This is a genomic window from Caulobacter sp. DWP3-1-3b2 (assembly GCF_049896325.1).
GTDB lineage: Bacteria > Pseudomonadota > Alphaproteobacteria > Caulobacterales > Caulobacteraceae > Caulobacter.
The window spans coordinates 1-16,599 of sequence record NZ_JAFCUB010000046.1; the positions used below are offsets into that span (position 1 = coordinate 1).

The 16,599-nt window shown below is 66.9% G+C and carries 14 protein-coding genes; 6 read left to right on the top strand and 8 right to left on the bottom strand.

Annotated features, from left to right (window positions below):
* The first annotated feature begins 540 nt into the window (after positions 1-540).
* Positions 541-2,127: a response regulator gene (locus ACP7AG_RS19700; RefSeq protein ID WP_426032985.1), complete on the top strand. Its 1,587-nt coding sequence runs from the start codon at positions 541-543 to the stop codon at positions 2,125-2,127.
* Positions 2,128-2,161: 34 nt separating this feature from the next.
* Positions 2,162-3,901 carry an AmpG family muropeptide MFS transporter gene (locus ACP7AG_RS19705; protein ID WP_426032987.1) on the top strand — a complete coding sequence of 580 codons (1,740 nt, stop codon included), beginning with the start codon at positions 2,162-2,164 and terminating at the stop codon, positions 3,899-3,901.
* Here ACP7AG_RS19705 and ACP7AG_RS19710 read toward each other — a convergent pair.
* From ACP7AG_RS19710 to rlmN, 4 genes are all read right to left on the bottom strand, one after another.
* Entirely contained in the window at positions 3,898-4,731 is an 834-nt protein-coding gene (locus tag ACP7AG_RS19710; RefSeq protein WP_426032989.1) for a S1 family peptidase, read from the bottom strand. The genes ACP7AG_RS19705 and ACP7AG_RS19710 overlap by 4 nt on opposite strands.
* 25 nt (positions 4,732-4,756) lie before the next feature.
* Positions 4,757-5,185 carry a DUF350 domain-containing protein gene (locus tag ACP7AG_RS19715; protein WP_426032991.1) on the bottom strand — a complete coding sequence of 143 codons (429 nt, stop codon included), beginning with the start codon at positions 5,183-5,185 and terminating at the stop codon, positions 4,757-4,759.
* Positions 5,186-5,260: 75 nt separating this feature from the next.
* Positions 5,261-5,596 carry a hypothetical protein gene (locus ACP7AG_RS19720; RefSeq protein ID WP_426009903.1) on the bottom strand — a complete coding sequence of 112 codons (336 nt, stop codon included), beginning with the start codon at positions 5,594-5,596 and terminating at the stop codon, positions 5,261-5,263.
* Positions 5,597-5,625: 29 nt separating this feature from the next.
* On the bottom strand, positions 5,626-6,825 hold the full coding sequence (gene rlmN / locus ACP7AG_RS19725; RefSeq protein WP_426032993.1) for a 23S rRNA (adenine(2503)-C(2))-methyltransferase RlmN: 1,200 nt from the start codon (positions 6,823-6,825) through the stop codon (positions 5,626-5,628).
* A gap of 326 nt (positions 6,826-7,151) precedes the next feature.
* Between rlmN and ACP7AG_RS19730 the strand changes: the two genes are divergently transcribed.
* Positions 7,152-8,807, top strand: a complete 1,656-nt coding sequence (locus ACP7AG_RS19730) for a pilus assembly protein TadG-related protein (protein ID WP_426032995.1) — start codon at positions 7,152-7,154, stop codon at positions 8,805-8,807.
* A gap of 103 nt (positions 8,808-8,910) precedes the next feature.
* Here the strand turns inward: ACP7AG_RS19730 and ACP7AG_RS19735 are convergent, their stop codons facing one another.
* On the bottom strand, positions 8,911-9,846 hold the full coding sequence (locus ACP7AG_RS19735; protein ID WP_426009899.1) for an isopenicillin N synthase family dioxygenase: 936 nt from the start codon (positions 9,844-9,846) through the stop codon (positions 8,911-8,913).
* A 219-nt stretch (positions 9,847-10,065) separates the two neighbouring features.
* Here ACP7AG_RS19735 and ACP7AG_RS19740 point away from each other — a divergent pair, with 219 nt between their 5' ends.
* The gene (locus ACP7AG_RS19740) at positions 10,066-10,743 is read left to right on the top strand and encodes an OmpA family protein (RefSeq protein WP_426009898.1); all 678 of its coding nucleotides are present in this window, start codon (positions 10,066-10,068) and stop codon (positions 10,741-10,743) included.
* Positions 10,744-10,754: 11 nt separating this feature from the next.
* Here the strand turns inward: ACP7AG_RS19740 and ACP7AG_RS19745 are convergent, their stop codons facing one another.
* Both ACP7AG_RS19745 and ACP7AG_RS19750 read right to left on the bottom strand, forming a co-directional pair.
* The gene (locus ACP7AG_RS19745) at positions 10,755-12,653 is read right to left on the bottom strand and encodes a monovalent cation:proton antiporter-2 (CPA2) family protein (RefSeq protein WP_426009896.1); all 1,899 of its coding nucleotides are present in this window, start codon (positions 12,651-12,653) and stop codon (positions 10,755-10,757) included.
* Positions 12,654-12,656: 3 nt separating this feature from the next.
* Positions 12,657-13,256 (bottom strand): NAD(P)H-dependent oxidoreductase, encoded by a 600-nt coding sequence (locus tag ACP7AG_RS19750; protein WP_426033014.1) that lies wholly within the window; start codon positions 13,254-13,256, stop codon positions 12,657-12,659.
* 108 nt (positions 13,257-13,364) lie between these two features.
* On the opposite strand from ACP7AG_RS19750, the gene ACP7AG_RS19755 reads away from it, so the two are divergent.
* Both ACP7AG_RS19755 and ACP7AG_RS19760 read left to right on the top strand, forming a co-directional pair.
* Positions 13,365-14,075, top strand: coding sequence for a CoA transferase subunit A (locus tag ACP7AG_RS19755; RefSeq protein WP_426009894.1), 711 nt, complete (start codon positions 13,365-13,367; stop codon positions 14,073-14,075).
* On the top strand, positions 14,075-14,716 hold the full coding sequence (locus tag ACP7AG_RS19760) for a 3-oxoacid CoA-transferase subunit B (protein ID WP_426009892.1): 642 nt from the start codon (positions 14,075-14,077) through the stop codon (positions 14,714-14,716). Before ACP7AG_RS19755 ends, ACP7AG_RS19760 begins: the two co-directional genes overlap by 1 nt.
* Positions 14,717-14,859: 143 nt before the next feature.
* Here ACP7AG_RS19760 and ACP7AG_RS19765 read toward each other — a convergent pair whose 3' ends face one another.
* Positions 14,860-16,443 (bottom strand): ArnT family glycosyltransferase, encoded by a 1,584-nt coding sequence (locus tag ACP7AG_RS19765; protein ID WP_426032997.1) that lies wholly within the window; start codon positions 16,441-16,443, stop codon positions 14,860-14,862.
* Between the last annotated feature and the right edge of the window lie 156 nt (positions 16,444-16,599).

The window sequence follows — 16,599 nt, forward strand, 5'->3', positions numbered from 1 at the left end:
ATATCAACGCTCTATGAAATAATCAGCGTCACAAACCCTGGCGCGTCCAAAACCACCCCCATAATGGTCCTCACCTGAGAGCACGGGGAGGGCGCACGTACGGCGACCGAGGCGGCTTTCAGGGGTGGACGAGCGGGAAGGCTTGTCCGCCGTGCTCTGACAAGGAGCGCCCCAGGTCGGTTCGGAGCAGGTTCACCCCCGTGGTGACGAAACTCCGGCGCTCGGGGTAGGCGGACAGGCCGACAGGTGCGGGCTGAAATCGCCCGCACGGTCCGGAAGGGTTAGCCGCCCTGCCGCCCGCCGGGGGCCCACTTCGGAAGCGGGTTAAGACCCCGCGCTCCGATGGCTCTCGTCTGAAGGCCACGCGAAGCGCTCGTCTTCGTCGAAACGGTACATCTACTGCAAAACCTCCGGGCGGAGCCCGGGCGCTTCGCACCCTCCCCAATCTCTTCAGCGGGTCAGCCGCGTGAAGCGGCGGAGCCGCGTCTCCGGCCGCCCGTCTTGAACCGCCCGTTAAGTCGTCTCTGCTAGGTTCCACCCATGAGCAACCGCCCTTCCTCCACCGGGGTCACGCCCGAACAGCTGGCTACCCTGAGCCACGAGTTTCGCACCCCGCTCAACGGCGTGCTGGGCATGGCCCGCCTGTTGGAGGGCACCCGCCTGACCGCCGAGCAGCGGACCTATGTGGCGGCCTTGCGCGAGAGCGGCGACCACCTGCTGTCGCTCGTCAATGACGTGCTGGACTTCGCTCGCCTGGGGGCCACGGCGATCGACCTGCAGGCCGCGCCGGTCGAGGTCGAGAACCTGCTGCGCCAGGTCGCCGAGCTGCTGAGCCCTCGGGCCCACGAGAAATCCATCGAGATCGCCTGGGCCTGCGCGCCGGGCCTGACCACCATCCTGGCCGACGAGGGCCGACTGCGGCAGGTGCTGCTGAACTATGCCGGCAACGCCATCAAGTTCACCGAGGCCGGCGGGGTGCTGCTCAGCGCCGATCACATGGCCAACGGTCGCGTGCGCTTCTCGGTGCGCGACACCGGGCCGGGCGTGGCGCCGGATGCCCGCGCCGCGATCTTCGAGGCCTTCGTCCAAACCGATCCCTCCCACCGCGCCCAGCTGGGCGGGGCCGGCCTGGGCCTGGCCATCGTCGCCCGCCTAGCCGCGGCCATGGACGGCGAGGCCGGCGTAGGGGGCGAGGTGGGACAGGGGGCCGACTTCTGGTTCGAAGCCTCGTTCGAAGCCGTCGCCAACGCCGCTGTCGACCTGCCGCTCGCCGACCGCTGCGTGGCCATCGCCTCGCCCAACGCCATGATCCGCGAGGCGGCCATTCGCCAGATCCGCGCCAGCGGCGGTCAAGCGCTCTCCGGCGAGACGGTCGCTGCTGCCCTGAAGGGCGCGCCGGCCGACGCCGTGCTGCTGCTCGACGCCGTGCTGGCCAAACCACAAGGGGGAAGTCCTCGCGGAGCATTCAAACCGCCGGCGGGCCGGGCCTCGATCGTGCTGCTGACGCCCGACCAACGCGACCGCATCGCCAAGCTCAAGGCCGCCGGCTTCAGCGGCTACCTGATCAAGCCGCTGCGCCGCGCCTCGCTGATCGCCCAGGTGCTGGAAGCCCGTGTTCCTCAGATCAAGGGGACCGCCAGCCATCCCGCCGTGGTCGAGACCGCCCCCGCCAAGGTCCCGGACGACGACCGCATCGCCCCGGCCATCGCCACGGGGGTCCGGGTGCTGCTGGCCGAGGACAATCCGATCAACGCCCTGCTGGCCCGCGCCCTTTTGGAACGCGAGGGCTGCAAGGTCGACCGCATCGCCAGCGGCGACGAGGCCGTCTCGGCCCTGTCGCGCGGCTTCTACGACCTGATCCTGATGGACCTGCGCATGCCGGGCCTGAACGGCCTGGAGGCGACCCGGGCCCTGCGCGAGCGCGGCGTCACCACCCCGATCGTCGCCCTGACCGCCGACGCCTTCGACGAGGACCGCCGCGCCTGTCTGGCGGCCGGCATGAACGACTTTCTCGCCAAGCCCCTGACGCCCTCGGCCCTGCGCGGGGTGCTCACGAACTGGGCCCACCTTGGACAGAGCGGGCTCGGCTGGACGAAAGCCGCGACACGCGCCAAGCTCGCCGGCTAAGGCGGGGCGTTCCTCCGCATCGGGGAACGCAGCGATGAGCGACGAGACAGAGGCCGCGCCGAAGAAGAGTCTTCTTCAGACCCTGGCCTTCTTCGGCGAGCGCCGCAGCCTGGTGATGCTGGGTCTCGGCTTCGCCTCCGGCCTGCCCTACATGCTGATCTTCGACACCCTGTCGCTGTGGCTGCGCGACGCGGGCCTGTCGCTGGCCGTGATCGGCTTCTTCAGCCTGGCGACGCTCTCCTTCTCGTTCAAGTTTTTGTGGGCCCCGCTGATCGACCGCGCCAAGGTTCCGTTTCTGCACGGGCTTGTGGGCCATCGGCGCGCCTGGATGCTGGCCTGCCAGGCGGTGATCATCCTTGGCCTTCTGGCTATTTCTGGGGTCAATCCGGCGACAAACCTGCCGCTGATGGCAGCTATCGCCGTGATCGTCGGCTTCGCCACCGCCACCCAGGACATCGTCATCGACGCCTGGCGGATCGAGGTGGTCGACACCGATCGCCAAGGCCAGATGGCCGTGGCGGTGCAGTGGGGCTATCGCGGGGCGATGATCATGGCCGGCGCGGTGCCCTTGCTGCTGGCCGAGCGGTTCGGCTGGAACATCTCCTACCTGACCATGGCTGTGGCCATGCTGGTCGGCGTGATCGCCACCTTGGCGGCGCCGCGCGAACAGGCCCATGTCATCCGGCCGATCCACACCGATGGCGTCAACCAGCCCAAGGCGCTGGAAATCCTGGAATGGCTGCTGCGCCTGGCCATCCTGCTGGCCGGCGCCCTGTTGGTCGGCTCGGGCCTGTCGGGCGACGCTGGCCTGCTGTCGAACATCATTGGCGGCGACGCCCTGGCCGAGGCCTGGAAGGCCAAGCCGAACGGGATCTGGCTGCAACTGGCCGGCGTCATCGTCGGCCTGGGCGTCATCGTGGTCGCCGCCTGGCCGATCCCCAAGGTCGCGACCAAGCCCGGCGTCTATCTGTCGACCGCCCTCTATTCGCCGCTCAAGGACTTCCTGACCCGGTTCGAGGGCGTGGCCGGCCTGATCCTGGCGGCGATCTGCGTCTATCGGGTCTCGGACTTCGTGCTCAACATCATGAACCCGTTCTATCGCGACATGGGCTTTTCGCTCACCGAGATCGCCGAGATCCGCAAGGTGTTCGGCATCATCGCCTCGATGGCGGGGGTCTTCCTGGGCGGGGTGATCGTGGCGCGCTTTGGCCTGATGCGGGCCCTGATCGTCGGCGCCTTCGCCCAGCCGATCAGCAACCTGATGTTCGCCCTGCTGGCCATGAGCGGCCACAGCACGCCCATGCTGTTCGCCTCGATCTGCATCGACAACATCGCAGGCGGCGTGGCCGGCACGGCCCTGATCGCCTACATGTCCAGCCTGACCACGGCGGGGTTCACGGCGACGCAGTACGCGCTGTTCTCGTCGCTTTACGCCCTGCCTGGTAAACTGCTCGCCTCGCAGTCGGGACGGATCGTCGAGGCCTCGGCCATCTCGGCCCAGGCCGGCGGACCGGTCGGGGCGCTGAAGGGCCTGTTCACACGCTTGCCGCCCGAGAGCTTCACGGCGGCCGGCGCCAAGCTCGGCGTCAGCGCCGCAGCCATGGCGGCGGGCTATACGGTCTTCTTCATCTACACGGCGCTGATCGGCGTCGTGGCGATCGTGCTGTCCTTCCTCGTGGCGACGCGCCAGCCGCGCCACATGGCGGGTAAGGCGGCGGCGGAAGCCGAGGCACGGGCACGGGCCGAGGCTGATACAGAGGTGTTCGAGCCTTAGGTCTTTAAACACACCACCTGGGCGACCCGCAGGTCGCGGCGCAGGCCGTCGGCGACGCGGCCGTAGTTTTCGGTGGTGATCTGTTCGCCGAGGGCGAAGCCGGCGGCGCGGCGGCGGCCTTGCAGCATGAGGTCGCGGACGGTCTCCGGGGCCGTCGTGTAGATGCGGCCCCGGCGCGGCGACTCGGCCACGGTGACGCCGATCACCCGCCCGGCGCCGTCCAGGGCGGGAGCGCCCGACAGGCCCGACAGGGTGCCCTTCAGATTGTCGGTGCGGCCGACCTCGGCCCAGACCAGCACCGGCTCGGTGCGCGCTCCGCGTCCCCGCACGACCAGGTTTTCACGCCCCAGCAGGCGGGAGGTCACCTCGCCTGGATGCCCTTGAGGGAACCCCGGGTGATAGGCCCGCTCGCCCCGACGCGGCGGCTCGCCCATCCCGCGCATCGGCACGGCGGGGGCGCCGCCCTCGGTGGTCAGGATGGCGGCGTCGCCGGTGGGATCGAGCGTGATCCTGGCGGCCACGCCCCGGCCGTCGGCAACGACGATGGCGGCCTGTTTGCAACCATCCACGACATGGCGGGCGGTGAGCCAGGCGCCGCTGTCATCCACGGAAAAGGCCGTGCCGCTGCCGGGCTGGCCCTTTTCGGGCACCTGGACGACGATCGAGGGATCGAAAGGCGAGGCCGGTCCCAGCGGCAAGCCCTCGCCGCCAGGAACGGGCGGTGGCGGCGAGGGGGCGTCGGAGCGCTCCTGCCGACCGACGGCCACGACCAGCAGGGCGGCTACCACCGCCCCGTAGATCAGCCAGTCCGGAAGCCTTGGGAAATGCAACTGTGAGCCCCCGCGTCTCGGCGCGTCAGCCGGCCACGGCGGCGGCGAGGACCAGGGCGGTGGCCAGCTTGGCGCCGACCAGCAAGGCGGCGGCGGCGATCTCGCCCTCGTTGATCCGCTCTGGCAAGCCCTTGAGCAGCATGTCGGTGATCCGGAAGACCAGCAGTTGGACGAAGATCGTCGTCACGCCCCACAGCACGATTTCCAGTGGCGAGACCGAGGCCCGAAGCGAGGTGGCCAGCGGAATGGCCAGGCCGACCATTACCCCGCCCAGCGACAGGGCGGCTGCGGCGTTGCCCTCGCGGATCAGCTTGATCTCCTTGTGCGGGGTCAACAGGGCATAGAGCGCCGTGCCCACCACCAGCATCACCAAAGTGATGGCGGCGTGCATCAGGGTCAGCGGCAGACCGCTGGCGAAGGCCTGGATCTCGGGCGACTGGAGCTGTGGCGGCATGAAGGCGATAAACCCCGAACTTGAGGGACGCATTGCTAGCACGGGTTCGAGGGCCGTGCGTAGGGGGCTCGCTCATCAGGCTTCCGCGCCGGTTTCACCCTCGGTTTCCGCCACGGCTTCGGTCCATTTCATCGGACCCTTGAAGGTCGCCCAGCAGTCCAAGCAGATCCACCAATACTCGGCCCCGTATTCGAAATCCTCGCAGGTCGTGAAGCCGTCATGCAGTACAGGCTCGTCAATCTGTTCGGAGACATCGCGCTCGGCGAAGGTGGCCCAGCAGCCTACGCAATGATCGTGATCCCAACCCTCGCGATAGGTGCGATGCCGCTTCCGCTGGAAGCGGACGCCGACGAGGTATTCCTTGTCGAGTAACTGTTCGGCGCGCCAGTCAGGCTCGGCGGTGGCGTCCAAGGCGATCAGCTCCACGGTGTTTTGAGAGATTAGGCCGCCGCCTCGTCCTCGTCGTCCAGCCGGCCCACCATGGCCTCGACCGACAACTTGCGGAGGGCCGATGCTCGCACCTTTTCGCTCTCGCTCTTCAACTGGCCACAGGCGGCGAGGATGTCGCGGCCCCGGGGCGTGCGGATCGGCGAGGAATAGCCGGCCTTGTTGAGGATCGACCCGAAGGCCTCGATCGCCGCCCAGTCGGAGCAGACATAGTCGGTGCCAGGCCAGGGATTGAACGGGATCAGATTGACCTTGGCCGGAATGCCCTTGATCAGCTTGACCAGGGCACGGGCCTCATCGGGGCTGTCATTGACGCCCTTCAACATCACATATTCGAAGGTCACGCGGCGGGCGTTGCTGATGCCCGGATAGGCGCGGACGCCGGCCATCAGCTGGTCCAGCGGATACTTCTTGTTCAGCGGCACCAGCTCGTCGCGCAGGGCGTCGTTGGTGGCGTGCAGGCTGATGGCCAGCATGGCCTGGGTCTTGTCGCCCAGGGCGTCGAGCTGGGGGACCACGCCCGAGGTCGAGACCGTGATCCGCCGACGCGAGATGGCGATGCCCTCGTTGTCGCTGATGATCTCGATGGCGTCGGCCACCTGGCCCAGATTGTACAGCGGCTCACCCATGCCCATGAACACGATGTTGCTGAGCAGGCGATCGTCCTTGTCCGACGGCCATTCTGCCAGGTCGTCCTTGGCGATCTGCACTTGGGCCACGATCTCGGCGGCGGTCAGGTTGCGCACCAAGGCCTGGGTGCCGGTGTGGCAGAAGCTGCAGTTCAGCGTGCAGCCGACCTGGCTGGAGACACACAGCGCGCCGCTGCGGCCGACCGAAGGGATGTAGACCGTCTCGACTTCAATGCCCGGACCCATGCGGATCAGCCACTTGCGGGTGCCGTCCTTGCTGACCTGACGCTCGACCACCTCGGGACGCGCCACAGTGAACTGTTCGGCCAGTCGGGCGCGGGTTTCCTTGGCGACATCGGTCATGGCCGAAAAATCGGTGACACCGCGATGATGCATCCAGCGAAACAGCTGGGTGGCGCGCATCTTGGCCTTGCCATGCTCGACGGCGCCGCTCGCGACCAAGGCGGCGACCAGCTGCGGCCGGGTCAGGCCCGACAGGTTGATCAACGGCTTTGGGGCGTCGGCTTTGGGAGTGATGCGCGACAGGTCGAGGGTGACGCTCAAGGGGCGGGCCAAAAAAAGGGAATGTGGGGGCAAGAGATTTCAGGATCGAGGGCAGCCTATAGCAGAGGCCGCCCGTTTTTCCAAAAGTACGCGACGTCGCGGTCTCTCCGATTTGACGGGTGGCGGCGCCAGGCTTCCGATGCGGCTCCACGATCCGAAGACTGGGGAGGCTTGCGATGAAGACCAACGCCTGGCTGGTCCAGTAGAACAAGGGCCAGTCCTGCGGCTGGTGATTTGCGCGGCCCGCGACGGCGATTCACCATCGTCGTTTGCAGGCTGTTCACCGTCCGGGGCGCATCATGACGCCCTCGAAGGGGAATTTCGCCTTGTTCAAGTCCATCTGGAACCGGCTGGCGCGGCGTTTCGCGGCGGCCCGCGCGGACGAGCGCGGCGCGATCGCCGTGCAGTTCGCCCTGCTGTTGCTGCCGATCGCCATCCTGACCTTCGGCCTTATCGACATCAGCCGGGCCAGCCTGCAGAAGCGCCAACTGCAGGACGCCCTGGACGCCGCCACCCTGATGGCCGCGCGTTCGACGGCCACCACGGACGATGGGCTCGACTCCATTGGCGACTCCGCCCTGGCCACGGAAATGGCCGGTCTTGGCGTGACCCTCACCGCCGCCAGCTCGACCTTTGCTTCGGGCGCCGGCAACACCGTGGTCGGCACGGTCAGCGCCACGATCAAGCCGATCATCTCCAACCTCTGGAGCAGCGGCGATTCCACCGTCGCCGCCACCTCCACCGTCATGCGCTCGGTCAACAAGCTGGAGGTCGCGCTGGTGCTCGACAACACCGGCTCGATGGCCAGCAATCTGGGATCGGGCGGCACCAAGATCAACGCCTTGATCAACGCTTCCAAGTCGCTGGTCGACGTGCTGGGCGCGGCCGCGGCCCGCGCCACCGAGACCGACGCGGTGAAGATCTCGGTCGTTCCCTTCTCGATGACGGTGAATGTCGGCTCCAACTTCGAAGGCCAGGGCTGGCTGCGCGGCGCGCTGCCGTCGCAATATGGCGACGACCTGTTCAATGACGGCGCGCGCCTGGATCGGTTCGCCCTGTTGACCGGCATGGGCCTGACCTGGAGCGGCTGCGTTGAAAGCCGGCCCGACCCCTATGACACCAATGACGAGGCGCCCTACGCGGCCAAGCCCGAGTCTTACTTCGTACCGTTCTTCGCGCCGGACGAGCCGGACACCTCGTACCAAATCTACCAGGACATGGGGAACACCAAGACCAAGAACTACACGGCCGCGCCCGCCAACGACTATGCCAAGGACTACCTTACCAGTCCCAACCCGTTCAAGTCGGAGTCCGACTTTCTGCGCCGCCAGGGGCTGATGACCAAATATACCGCGGCCAACCTGCGGGGCGGCGCCAGCAACGTGGACGGCGGGCCCAATGCCGGTTGCGGGATCACCAGCGTCATGCGTCTCACCAATGTGCGCACGGCCTCGGGTGTCTCCACGCTCAAGGCCAAGCTCGACAAGATGATCGCCTCGGGCAACACCAATGTCGCCATGGGCGCGGCGTGGGGCTGGCATTCGGTGTCGCCCAACGCCCCCTTCGCCGACGGGAAGCCCTATGGCACGAAGAACACCACCAAGGTCTTGGTGCTGCTCACCGATGGCGACAACGTCATGAGCGAAAGCAACAACGTCAACAACTCGACCTACAGCGGCTACGGCTATGCCGGGCAGAAGCGGCTGAAGGACAAGAACGGCAACGCGCTCGACCAGAATTCCAGCGCTAGCGATCGCATGAACGCCATCGACAGCCGGCAGATCAAGGTCTGCACCGCGGCCAAGCTCAAGGGCGTCCAGATTTACGCCATCGGAGTGGGCGTATCGAGCCACTCTCGAGGCATCCTGCAGAGCTGCGCGACCAAGACCGACATGTATTACGACGTCACTGACGCGGCCCAGTTGACCTCGGTGTTCAACACCATCGCAGGCTCGATCCAGAACCTGCGGATCACCAAATAGCAAAGCCCCGGAGCGTCGCTCCGGGGCTTTCATTTTGGCTTTTGCGCCGCCTCGCTGTTGGCTCGTCCGGAGACTGATGGACGTCCCGGTTCGCGCCTGCCGGTCAGGCCAGCTTGATTTCTCGCAGACGCTGCTGAAGGAAGGCGTCGGCGGTGATCGGCTCGGGATAACGGTCGGGGTTTTCCGCCGTCACGCAGCTGGGCAGGGTCTGGATCAGATAGTCCGACGCGAAATGCAGGAAAAACGGCGTCGAATAGCGCGCCACGCCGCGACGTTCCGGCGGCGGATTGACCACGCGGTGGATAGTCGAGGGCAGGACGTGGTTGGTCAGGCGTTCCAGCATGTCGCCGATATTGCAGACTACGCAGCCAGGCGGCGGGTTGATCGGCAGCCAGTCGCCGTTGCGGTCCTGAAGCTCCAACCCGCCCTCCTCGGCGCCCATCAGCAGGGTGATGGTGTTGATATCGCCATGCGCCCCCGCCCGCACCCCGGTGGCGTCCTTGGCGATCGGCGGATAGTGCAGCAAGCGCAGCACGCTGTTGCCGTCCTTGACCGTGGGGTCGAAGAAGTCGCGGCCCAGATTCAGATAGGTGGCGATGGCCTTCAGCACCCGCGTGCCCAGGCTGTCGAGCGCGCCGTACATCCAGCCGACATTGTGGTGGAAGCCCGTGATCTCGGCTGGCCAGACATTGTCAGCCATGTTGGCGCGGAACGGGTGGCCCGGCGGCAGGTCGCGGCCGACGTGCCAGAATTCCTTCAGATCATAGTGGGTGGCGCCCTTGGCCGTTTCGATGCCGAACGGGATATAGCCGCGCGAGCCGCCCGAGGCGCCAGCATATTGCTTCTTGATGTCCACCGGCAGGGCGAAGAAGGCCTTGGCGTCGGCCAAGGCCGCGTCCAGGCGGGCCTGGGCCATGTCGTGATCCGAGATCACGGCGAAGCCGTAGCGCTGGAACGACGCGCCCAGTTCCTGGGCGAACCTGTCGAAGTCCTTCGAATACAGGGTGAACGAGACGGGTTCGATGGCGGATGCGGACACGGGCTGGAGCCTCGGAAATTAGTAAGACGGGACTTACTACACCGCCGAACGCGGTGCGCGAAGGCCCTGCGCAATCCGCGCTGTTCATCGGAGCGTCATGTGCGTTAGTGGAACTTGACCATGGGACAGGCGTTCTGCCTGCCAGGGGATCACACGCCACCGCGTGAGATCAAGGCTGCTCCAGTGATTTCGGAGCGACCCATTAGGGAAAGACCGACCATGATGAACAAGACCGCGCCGTGGATCGCCCTGCTGGGCGTCGCCGCCCTGACCACCGCCTGCACTACCACCGACCCCTATACGGGCATGCCGACGCGCAACAATACCGGCACGGGCGCCTTGGCCGGCGCCGGCATCGGCGCCGCCCTGGGCTACCTCACCAACACCAACAAGGGCGAACAGGGCCGCAAGAACGCGCTGATCGGCGCGGGCATCGGCGCCCTGGCTGGCGGCGCGACCGGCAATTACATGGACCGCCAGCAGGCCGACTTCCGTCGCAGCCTGGAAGGTTCGGGCGTGATGATCCGCCGCAACGGCGACCAGATCGTGCTGGTCATGCCCAGCGACGTCACCTTCGCGGTCGACAGGTCCGAGGTGCAGCCGCAGTTCCTGCGCGTGCTCGACGATGTGGCCCGTACACTGAACGCCTATCCCCAGACCACGATCGACATCGTCGGCCACGCCGACAGCAGCGGTCCGGACGCCTATAACCAGACCCTGTCGGAGCGCCGCGCCAGTTCGGTGGCCAGTTATCTGGTGGGCAGCGGCCGGGTGATCAGCGACCGGGTCTTCGTAGCCGGCCAGGGCGAGCGCCAGCCGGTCGCCTCCAACGACACCCCCGAAGGCCGCGCTCAGAACCGCCGTGTCGAGATCATCCTGCGCCCGCTGACGCAGTAGGTTACTCCAAGCTACTTGGCCGCTTCGCGCTCCGCTCGCTCTTTCAACTCCTCGTCCAGGCCGGCCGTATCCCAAGCCCCGCTGGCGTCGCCGGGGCGCAGGCGCGCGAGGTCGGCGCTGAGCAGCTTGTCCATGGTCTGGGCCGCGTCGCGCGAGGCGAGGATATAGGCCTCATCCTGGCCCCAGACCGGACGCAGATCCTCGAACGACTTGCGATCGTGACGGCGGAATATCGCGCCCGCCCGGTGGGCCCGGTGGGCGCGATAACCCAGCTTCTGCAGGGCCGTCGTGCCCAGAGCGAGGGCGGATTCGAAGGTCTCGCGTTCAACCGCGTCGGCGCCATTGGCCAGCAGGTCATAGGCGTGGCGGCGATCCCAGGCCCGCGCCAGGATCACCAGCTCCGGATAGGCCTTGCGAGCGGTCTCGACCAGTTCGACCGTCTTCTCCCGATCATCCAAGGCGACGATCAGCATCCGGGCCCGCTCGATGCCGGCGGCGCGCAGCAGATCCATCCGCGTGGCGTCGCCATAGTGCACCCGACGGCCGAAGCGGCGCAGCAGGTCGATCTGCCCGATATCGCTGTCCAGCACCGTCGAGCGGAAGCCATTGGCGGTCAGCAAGCGGCCGGTGATCTGCCCGAAACGGCCGAAGCCGGCGATGATGATGTCGGGCTCACTATCGTCGAAGTCGCCGGTGTCGGGCACGACCTTGGGGATCGACGCCTGGAGCATGGCCGCGATCCGCTCGTAGAGGATCATCGCCACCGGGGTCAGGGCCATGGAAACGGCGACGGCGGCGGTCAGCAGAGCGGCCAGGGTGGCGCCGATGACGCCGGCCCCGACGGTGAAGGTCAGCAGCACGAAGGCGAACTCGCCGCCCTGGGCCAAGGCGGTGGCCACCGCCGCCGCGCCCCTCGCGGGGGCGCCGAACAGCCGCGCCAGACCAAACACCACCAGGAACTTCATCACCATCAGACCGAACACCAGGCCGATCAGGGTCAGGGGTTGGCGCGCCACCAGGCCCAGGTCGATCCCGGCCCCGACGGTGATGAAGAACAGGCCCAGCAGCAGACCCCGGAAGGGTTCGATGTCGCTCTCCAGCTCGCGGCGGAACTCGCTTTCGGCCAGCACGACCCCAGCGAGGAAGGCCCCGAGGGCGGGGGAGAGGCCGACCATCTGCATGATGTTGGCCACGCCCACCACGATCAGCAGGGCCGCAGCGGTGAAGATCTCGCGCAGCCGGGCCTCGGCGATGAAGCGGAAGATCGGTCGCACCAGGAAGCGGCCGCCACCGATCACCGTCCCCACGGCGACCAGCACGGCCAGGCCCTGGGCCCAGCGCGGCAGGTGCTCGACCAGGCTCTCGCCATGACCGCTAGTCGCCGCATGAGCGCTGGGGGCGATGGTCGCCAGGGTCGGCAGCAAGGCGAACATCGGGATCACGGCCAGGTCCTGCAGCAGCAGGATTCCAAAGGCGGCGCGTCCGACCGGCCCCTGTCTGAGGCCCTTCTCGTCGAGGGTTTGAAGCACGATGGCGGTGGACGACATGGCCAGCACCATGCCGACCGCCAGGGCCGTCTGCCAGGGCAGGCCCAGCAGCATCGAGACGCCGGCGATGGCGAGCGAGGTGCCCACGACCTGGGTCCCGCCGAACCCGAAGATCGCCTTGCGCATGTCCCACAGGGTCGAGGGCTGGACTTCCAGCCCGATCAGGAACAGCAGGATGACCACGCCGAATTCGGCGAATTTCATGATGTCGGTCTGCTCGCCAACCAAGGAGAGGGCGAAGGGGCCGATCACCACCCCGGCGATCAGATAGCCCAGCACCGAGCCCAGCCCCAACCGCTTGGCGATCGGCACGGAGATGACGGCGGCGCCGAGATAGACCAGGGCCTGGAGAAGAAACGACATCCGCTATGCCCCCAGTTCGGCGTCGGCGGGGGTGGTGATCAGCGAGGCGATGCGGGCGCGGTAGTTCGCGGCCTCCGCCTTGAGGTCCTCGTCATTCTTCACCGCCGCCCCATGCACCACGAAGGGCGTTTCCCAGACCATGCCGCACAGATAGGCCGTCTGTTCCAGCGGCCGCAGATACTCGTCCAGGGTGAAGCGGTTGTAGCCGTGGGCGTGATAGGCCTTGGCCGCGCCGCCCGTGGTGCAGGCGACGAACATCCGCTTGCCGGCCAGGGCGTTGCCGTCGATCCCGTAGGCGAAGCCGTGCAGCCACACCAGGTCGAGCCACTCCTTCAGCAGGGCGGGGGTCGAATACCAGTAGAGCGGGAACTGCAGAGCGATGACGTCGTGGGCCAGCAGCTTTTCCTGCTCGGCCTCGATGTCGATCGCGAAGTCGGGATAGGTCTCGTACAGGTCGTGTAAGGTGACCCCGCCCAGCCCCTTGGCCGCCTTGGCCAGGGCGCGGTTGGCGCGAGAGCGTTCAAGCGCCGGATGAGCCAAAGTCAGCAACACGCCCGAGGTGGCGGCTGGCGCGGTCGAAGTGCTAGATTCCGCTGGGTCAATCCAATCCGTCACGCCGAAACTCCACACATCGAAATTGTATTCATCAAGGGTTGAATTTCTCCGGCCGGCGGCTCAGAGCAGTCGGCGAAAGTCGCTCCGGGAGGAACCATGGTCGACAAGGTGAAGTCCACAGCCGCCGACGCGCTGGCGGGTGTTTTGTTCGATGGCATGACCATCATGGCCGGGGGCTTTGGGCTCTGTGGCATTCCCGAGAACCTGATCGCGGCGATCCGCGAGACGGGTGTCAAGGACCTCACGGTGGTCTCCAACAATTGCGGCGTCGATGGCTTTGGCCTGGGCATCCTGCTGGAGAACCGCCAGATCAAGAAGATGGTCTCGTCCTATGTGGGTGAGAACAAGTTGTTCGAACAGCTCTACCTCTCTGGTGAGCTGGAACTGGAGTTCAATCCGCAGGGCACCCTGGCCGAACGCATCCGCGCCGGCGGGGCGGGCATCCCCGCCTTCTTCACGCGCACCGGGGTCGGCACCCTGGTCGCCGAGGGTAAGGAAGTGCGCGACTTTGACGGCGAGCTCTATGTGATGGAGCGCGGCCTGGCGGCCGACCTGTCGATCGTCAAGGCCTGGAAGGCCGACGCCGAGGGTAACCTCGTCTACCGAAAGACCGCCCGCAACTTCAATCCGATGATGGCCACGGCCGGCAAGGTCACGATCGTCGAGGTCGAGGAGATCGTGGAGGTCGGCGCGCTGGACAAGGACAATATCCACACGCCCGGCATCTATGTGGATCGCCTGATCAAGGGCGCCAAGTTCGAGAAGCGCATCGAGCGCGTGACCACCCGCCAGAAGGAAACCGTCTGATGGCGTGGACGCGCGACGAAATGGCCGAACGGGCGGCCAAGGAGCTGAAAGACGGCTTCTACGTGAACCTGGGCATCGGCATCCCGACCCTGGTGGCCAACTATATCCCCGAGGGGATGTCGGTGACGCTGCAGAGCGAGAACGGCATGCTCGGCATGGGCCCCTTCCCCTATGAGGGCGAGGAGGACGCCGACCTGATCAACGCCGGCAAGCAGACGATCACCGAGCTGGACAGCAGCTCCTATTTCTCGTCGGCCGACAGCTTCGCGATGATCCGCGGCGGGCACATCGCCCTGTCGATCCTGGGCGGCATGCAGGTGTCGGAAACGGGTGACTTGGCCAACTGGATGGTGCCGGGCAAGATGGTCAAGGGCATGGGCGGGGCCATGGACCTGGTGGCCGGCGTCAAGCGCGTGGTGGTGGTCATGGACCACTGCGAGAAGTCCGGCGCGCCCAAGCTGCTGCACAGCTGTTCGTTGCCGCTGACAGGCGCGGGGGTGGTCGACTTGCTGATCACTGAGCTGGGCGTCTTCGAGATCAATCGCGGCAAGACGCCGGTGCGGCTGATCGAGCTGGCGCCGGGCGTGACCGTGGATGAGGTCAAGGCCAAGACCGAGGCCGCGTTCGATGTCGGGGTTTAGTGGATCACTGACTTGCCCCACCCGACCCCTTCGCGGTCTGTCGCGGCGAGGGGGCGGAGCCTCGCGCATCTGAGCTCTTCCCCCTCTGGGGGAAGACGGTCGCAAAGCGACCCGTAGGGGGCAAGTGTTCGCCGCTGAAACGCCTACGGTTTCGGCGCCGGATCCGAGGGCAGCCCGGTCACCGGATCGCGGGCTACGGGCTGGAAACCCTCGGCGACGAAAAGGTCGGTACGGCGTGAGTGCTTCTTGTCCAGACGCACACTGACGATCTGCAAATCCGAGGTGCGCGCGAAGTCCTGCTGGATCTTGGCGCGATAGACGCCGTCCAGGCTGGCGATCAGCGCCCGTTTGCCGAGCTGGGCGGTCATCGGCGCCTCGGCCTCGGCCTGGTTGCGGGGCGCGATCTCATGCACCCACATTCTCAAGGGCGGCGCTTGCGGCGTGCCAAAATAGTCGCGGCCGTAATAGGCGGCGACGTTGAACAGGAACCGGTCGTCGACGGCCACGGCGGTCAGGCCGCCATGCAGCGCCTGCTCCTCGCGCGAGCGGTCGATGATCGTCCGCACCGTCTGGTCCCAGCCGCGGACTCGCTTGAAGCTGTTGGCCATGCCCATGGCCTCGGCGGTGCGCGGGTTGATCACCCAGGTCAGGAACAGCGCGGCCAGCACCGCCTGCAGGGCCAGGCCGCCGATCAGCCAGCGGCGGGCCTCCCAGCGCAGCAGCCAGGCGGCGACCAGCACCGAGCCGGCGACATAGGCCGCGCCGGCCCAGTTGGCGTTGGCGCGCGACACGAAGGCCTGGGCGGCGACGGTGACCAGCGGCGGCAGGGCGAAGCACAGCAGCATCAGGTCGGGCGAGGTCAGGCGCTTGCGCCCGGCCAGCAGGATCGCGCCCCCCGCCAACACGCCGAAGGGCACGGGGCCGAACACCGCGAACTGCGACCCGATGAAGCTCAGCATCTCCATCGGATTGAACAGCTTGCCCGACTTCCAGTTGGCGTTGGCGGCCGTGTGCTCCAGCGTCGAGAAGTGGTGGTTGAGGTTCCACACCATGTTCGGCGCGAACACCACGAACAGGGCGGCGAAGAACGCGCCCGCCATGGCAGGGGTCCAGGCCCGCCGCGCCGCGCGAGAGATGAAGAGATGCGCGCCCAGGCCGGCCAGGGCGTAGACCGCCGCATACTTGCTCAGGAACGCCATGCCCAGCGCCGCGCCCATGCCGGCCGCCACCCATATCCGGGTTCGGGGCGAGGCGGCGGGCAGGGCCACGCAAGCCCAGATCATCAGGGACAGGAAAAACAGCAGCGGGGTGTCGGTGGTGATCAAGACCGACGACAGCTGAATGCCAGGCATCAAGGCGAACACCGCCGCCGCCGCCAGGCCGATCCATCGGCCCCCCGGCTGGTCGCCATAGAGCCTCAGGGCGATGCGGGCGATCACCAGGGCCGTGCCCGCGTTGAGCAGCGGCGAGCCGACCCGCAGCCAGGCCTCGCCGTCGCCACCGACGTGCGTCGTGGCCCAGATCAGCCAGGCGATCATCGGCGGCTTGGAAAAATAGCCGAAATCCAGATGGCGCGACCAAAGCCAGTACTGAGCTTCGTCCGGGTACAACTCCAGGGGCGTGGTGAACAGCGCCACGACCCGCAGGATCGTCAGCACGCCCACCAAAACCAGCGTCAGCCGCCAGGCCCGCGCTTCGGCCGTCCGCGCCATTTCATCAAGGGCCACGCTGATTTCTCCCGCATAAGTAAGAAGACACTGACTAGATCTGTTGCAAGCGAGACACCCCGGCCCGGTTTATCCGCCATCGTGTCGTTTCCGTCACCAAACCTTCTAAATAGGTCGCTAAAGAGCCTCTTAACGATTGGTCAGTCGGGCTCCATG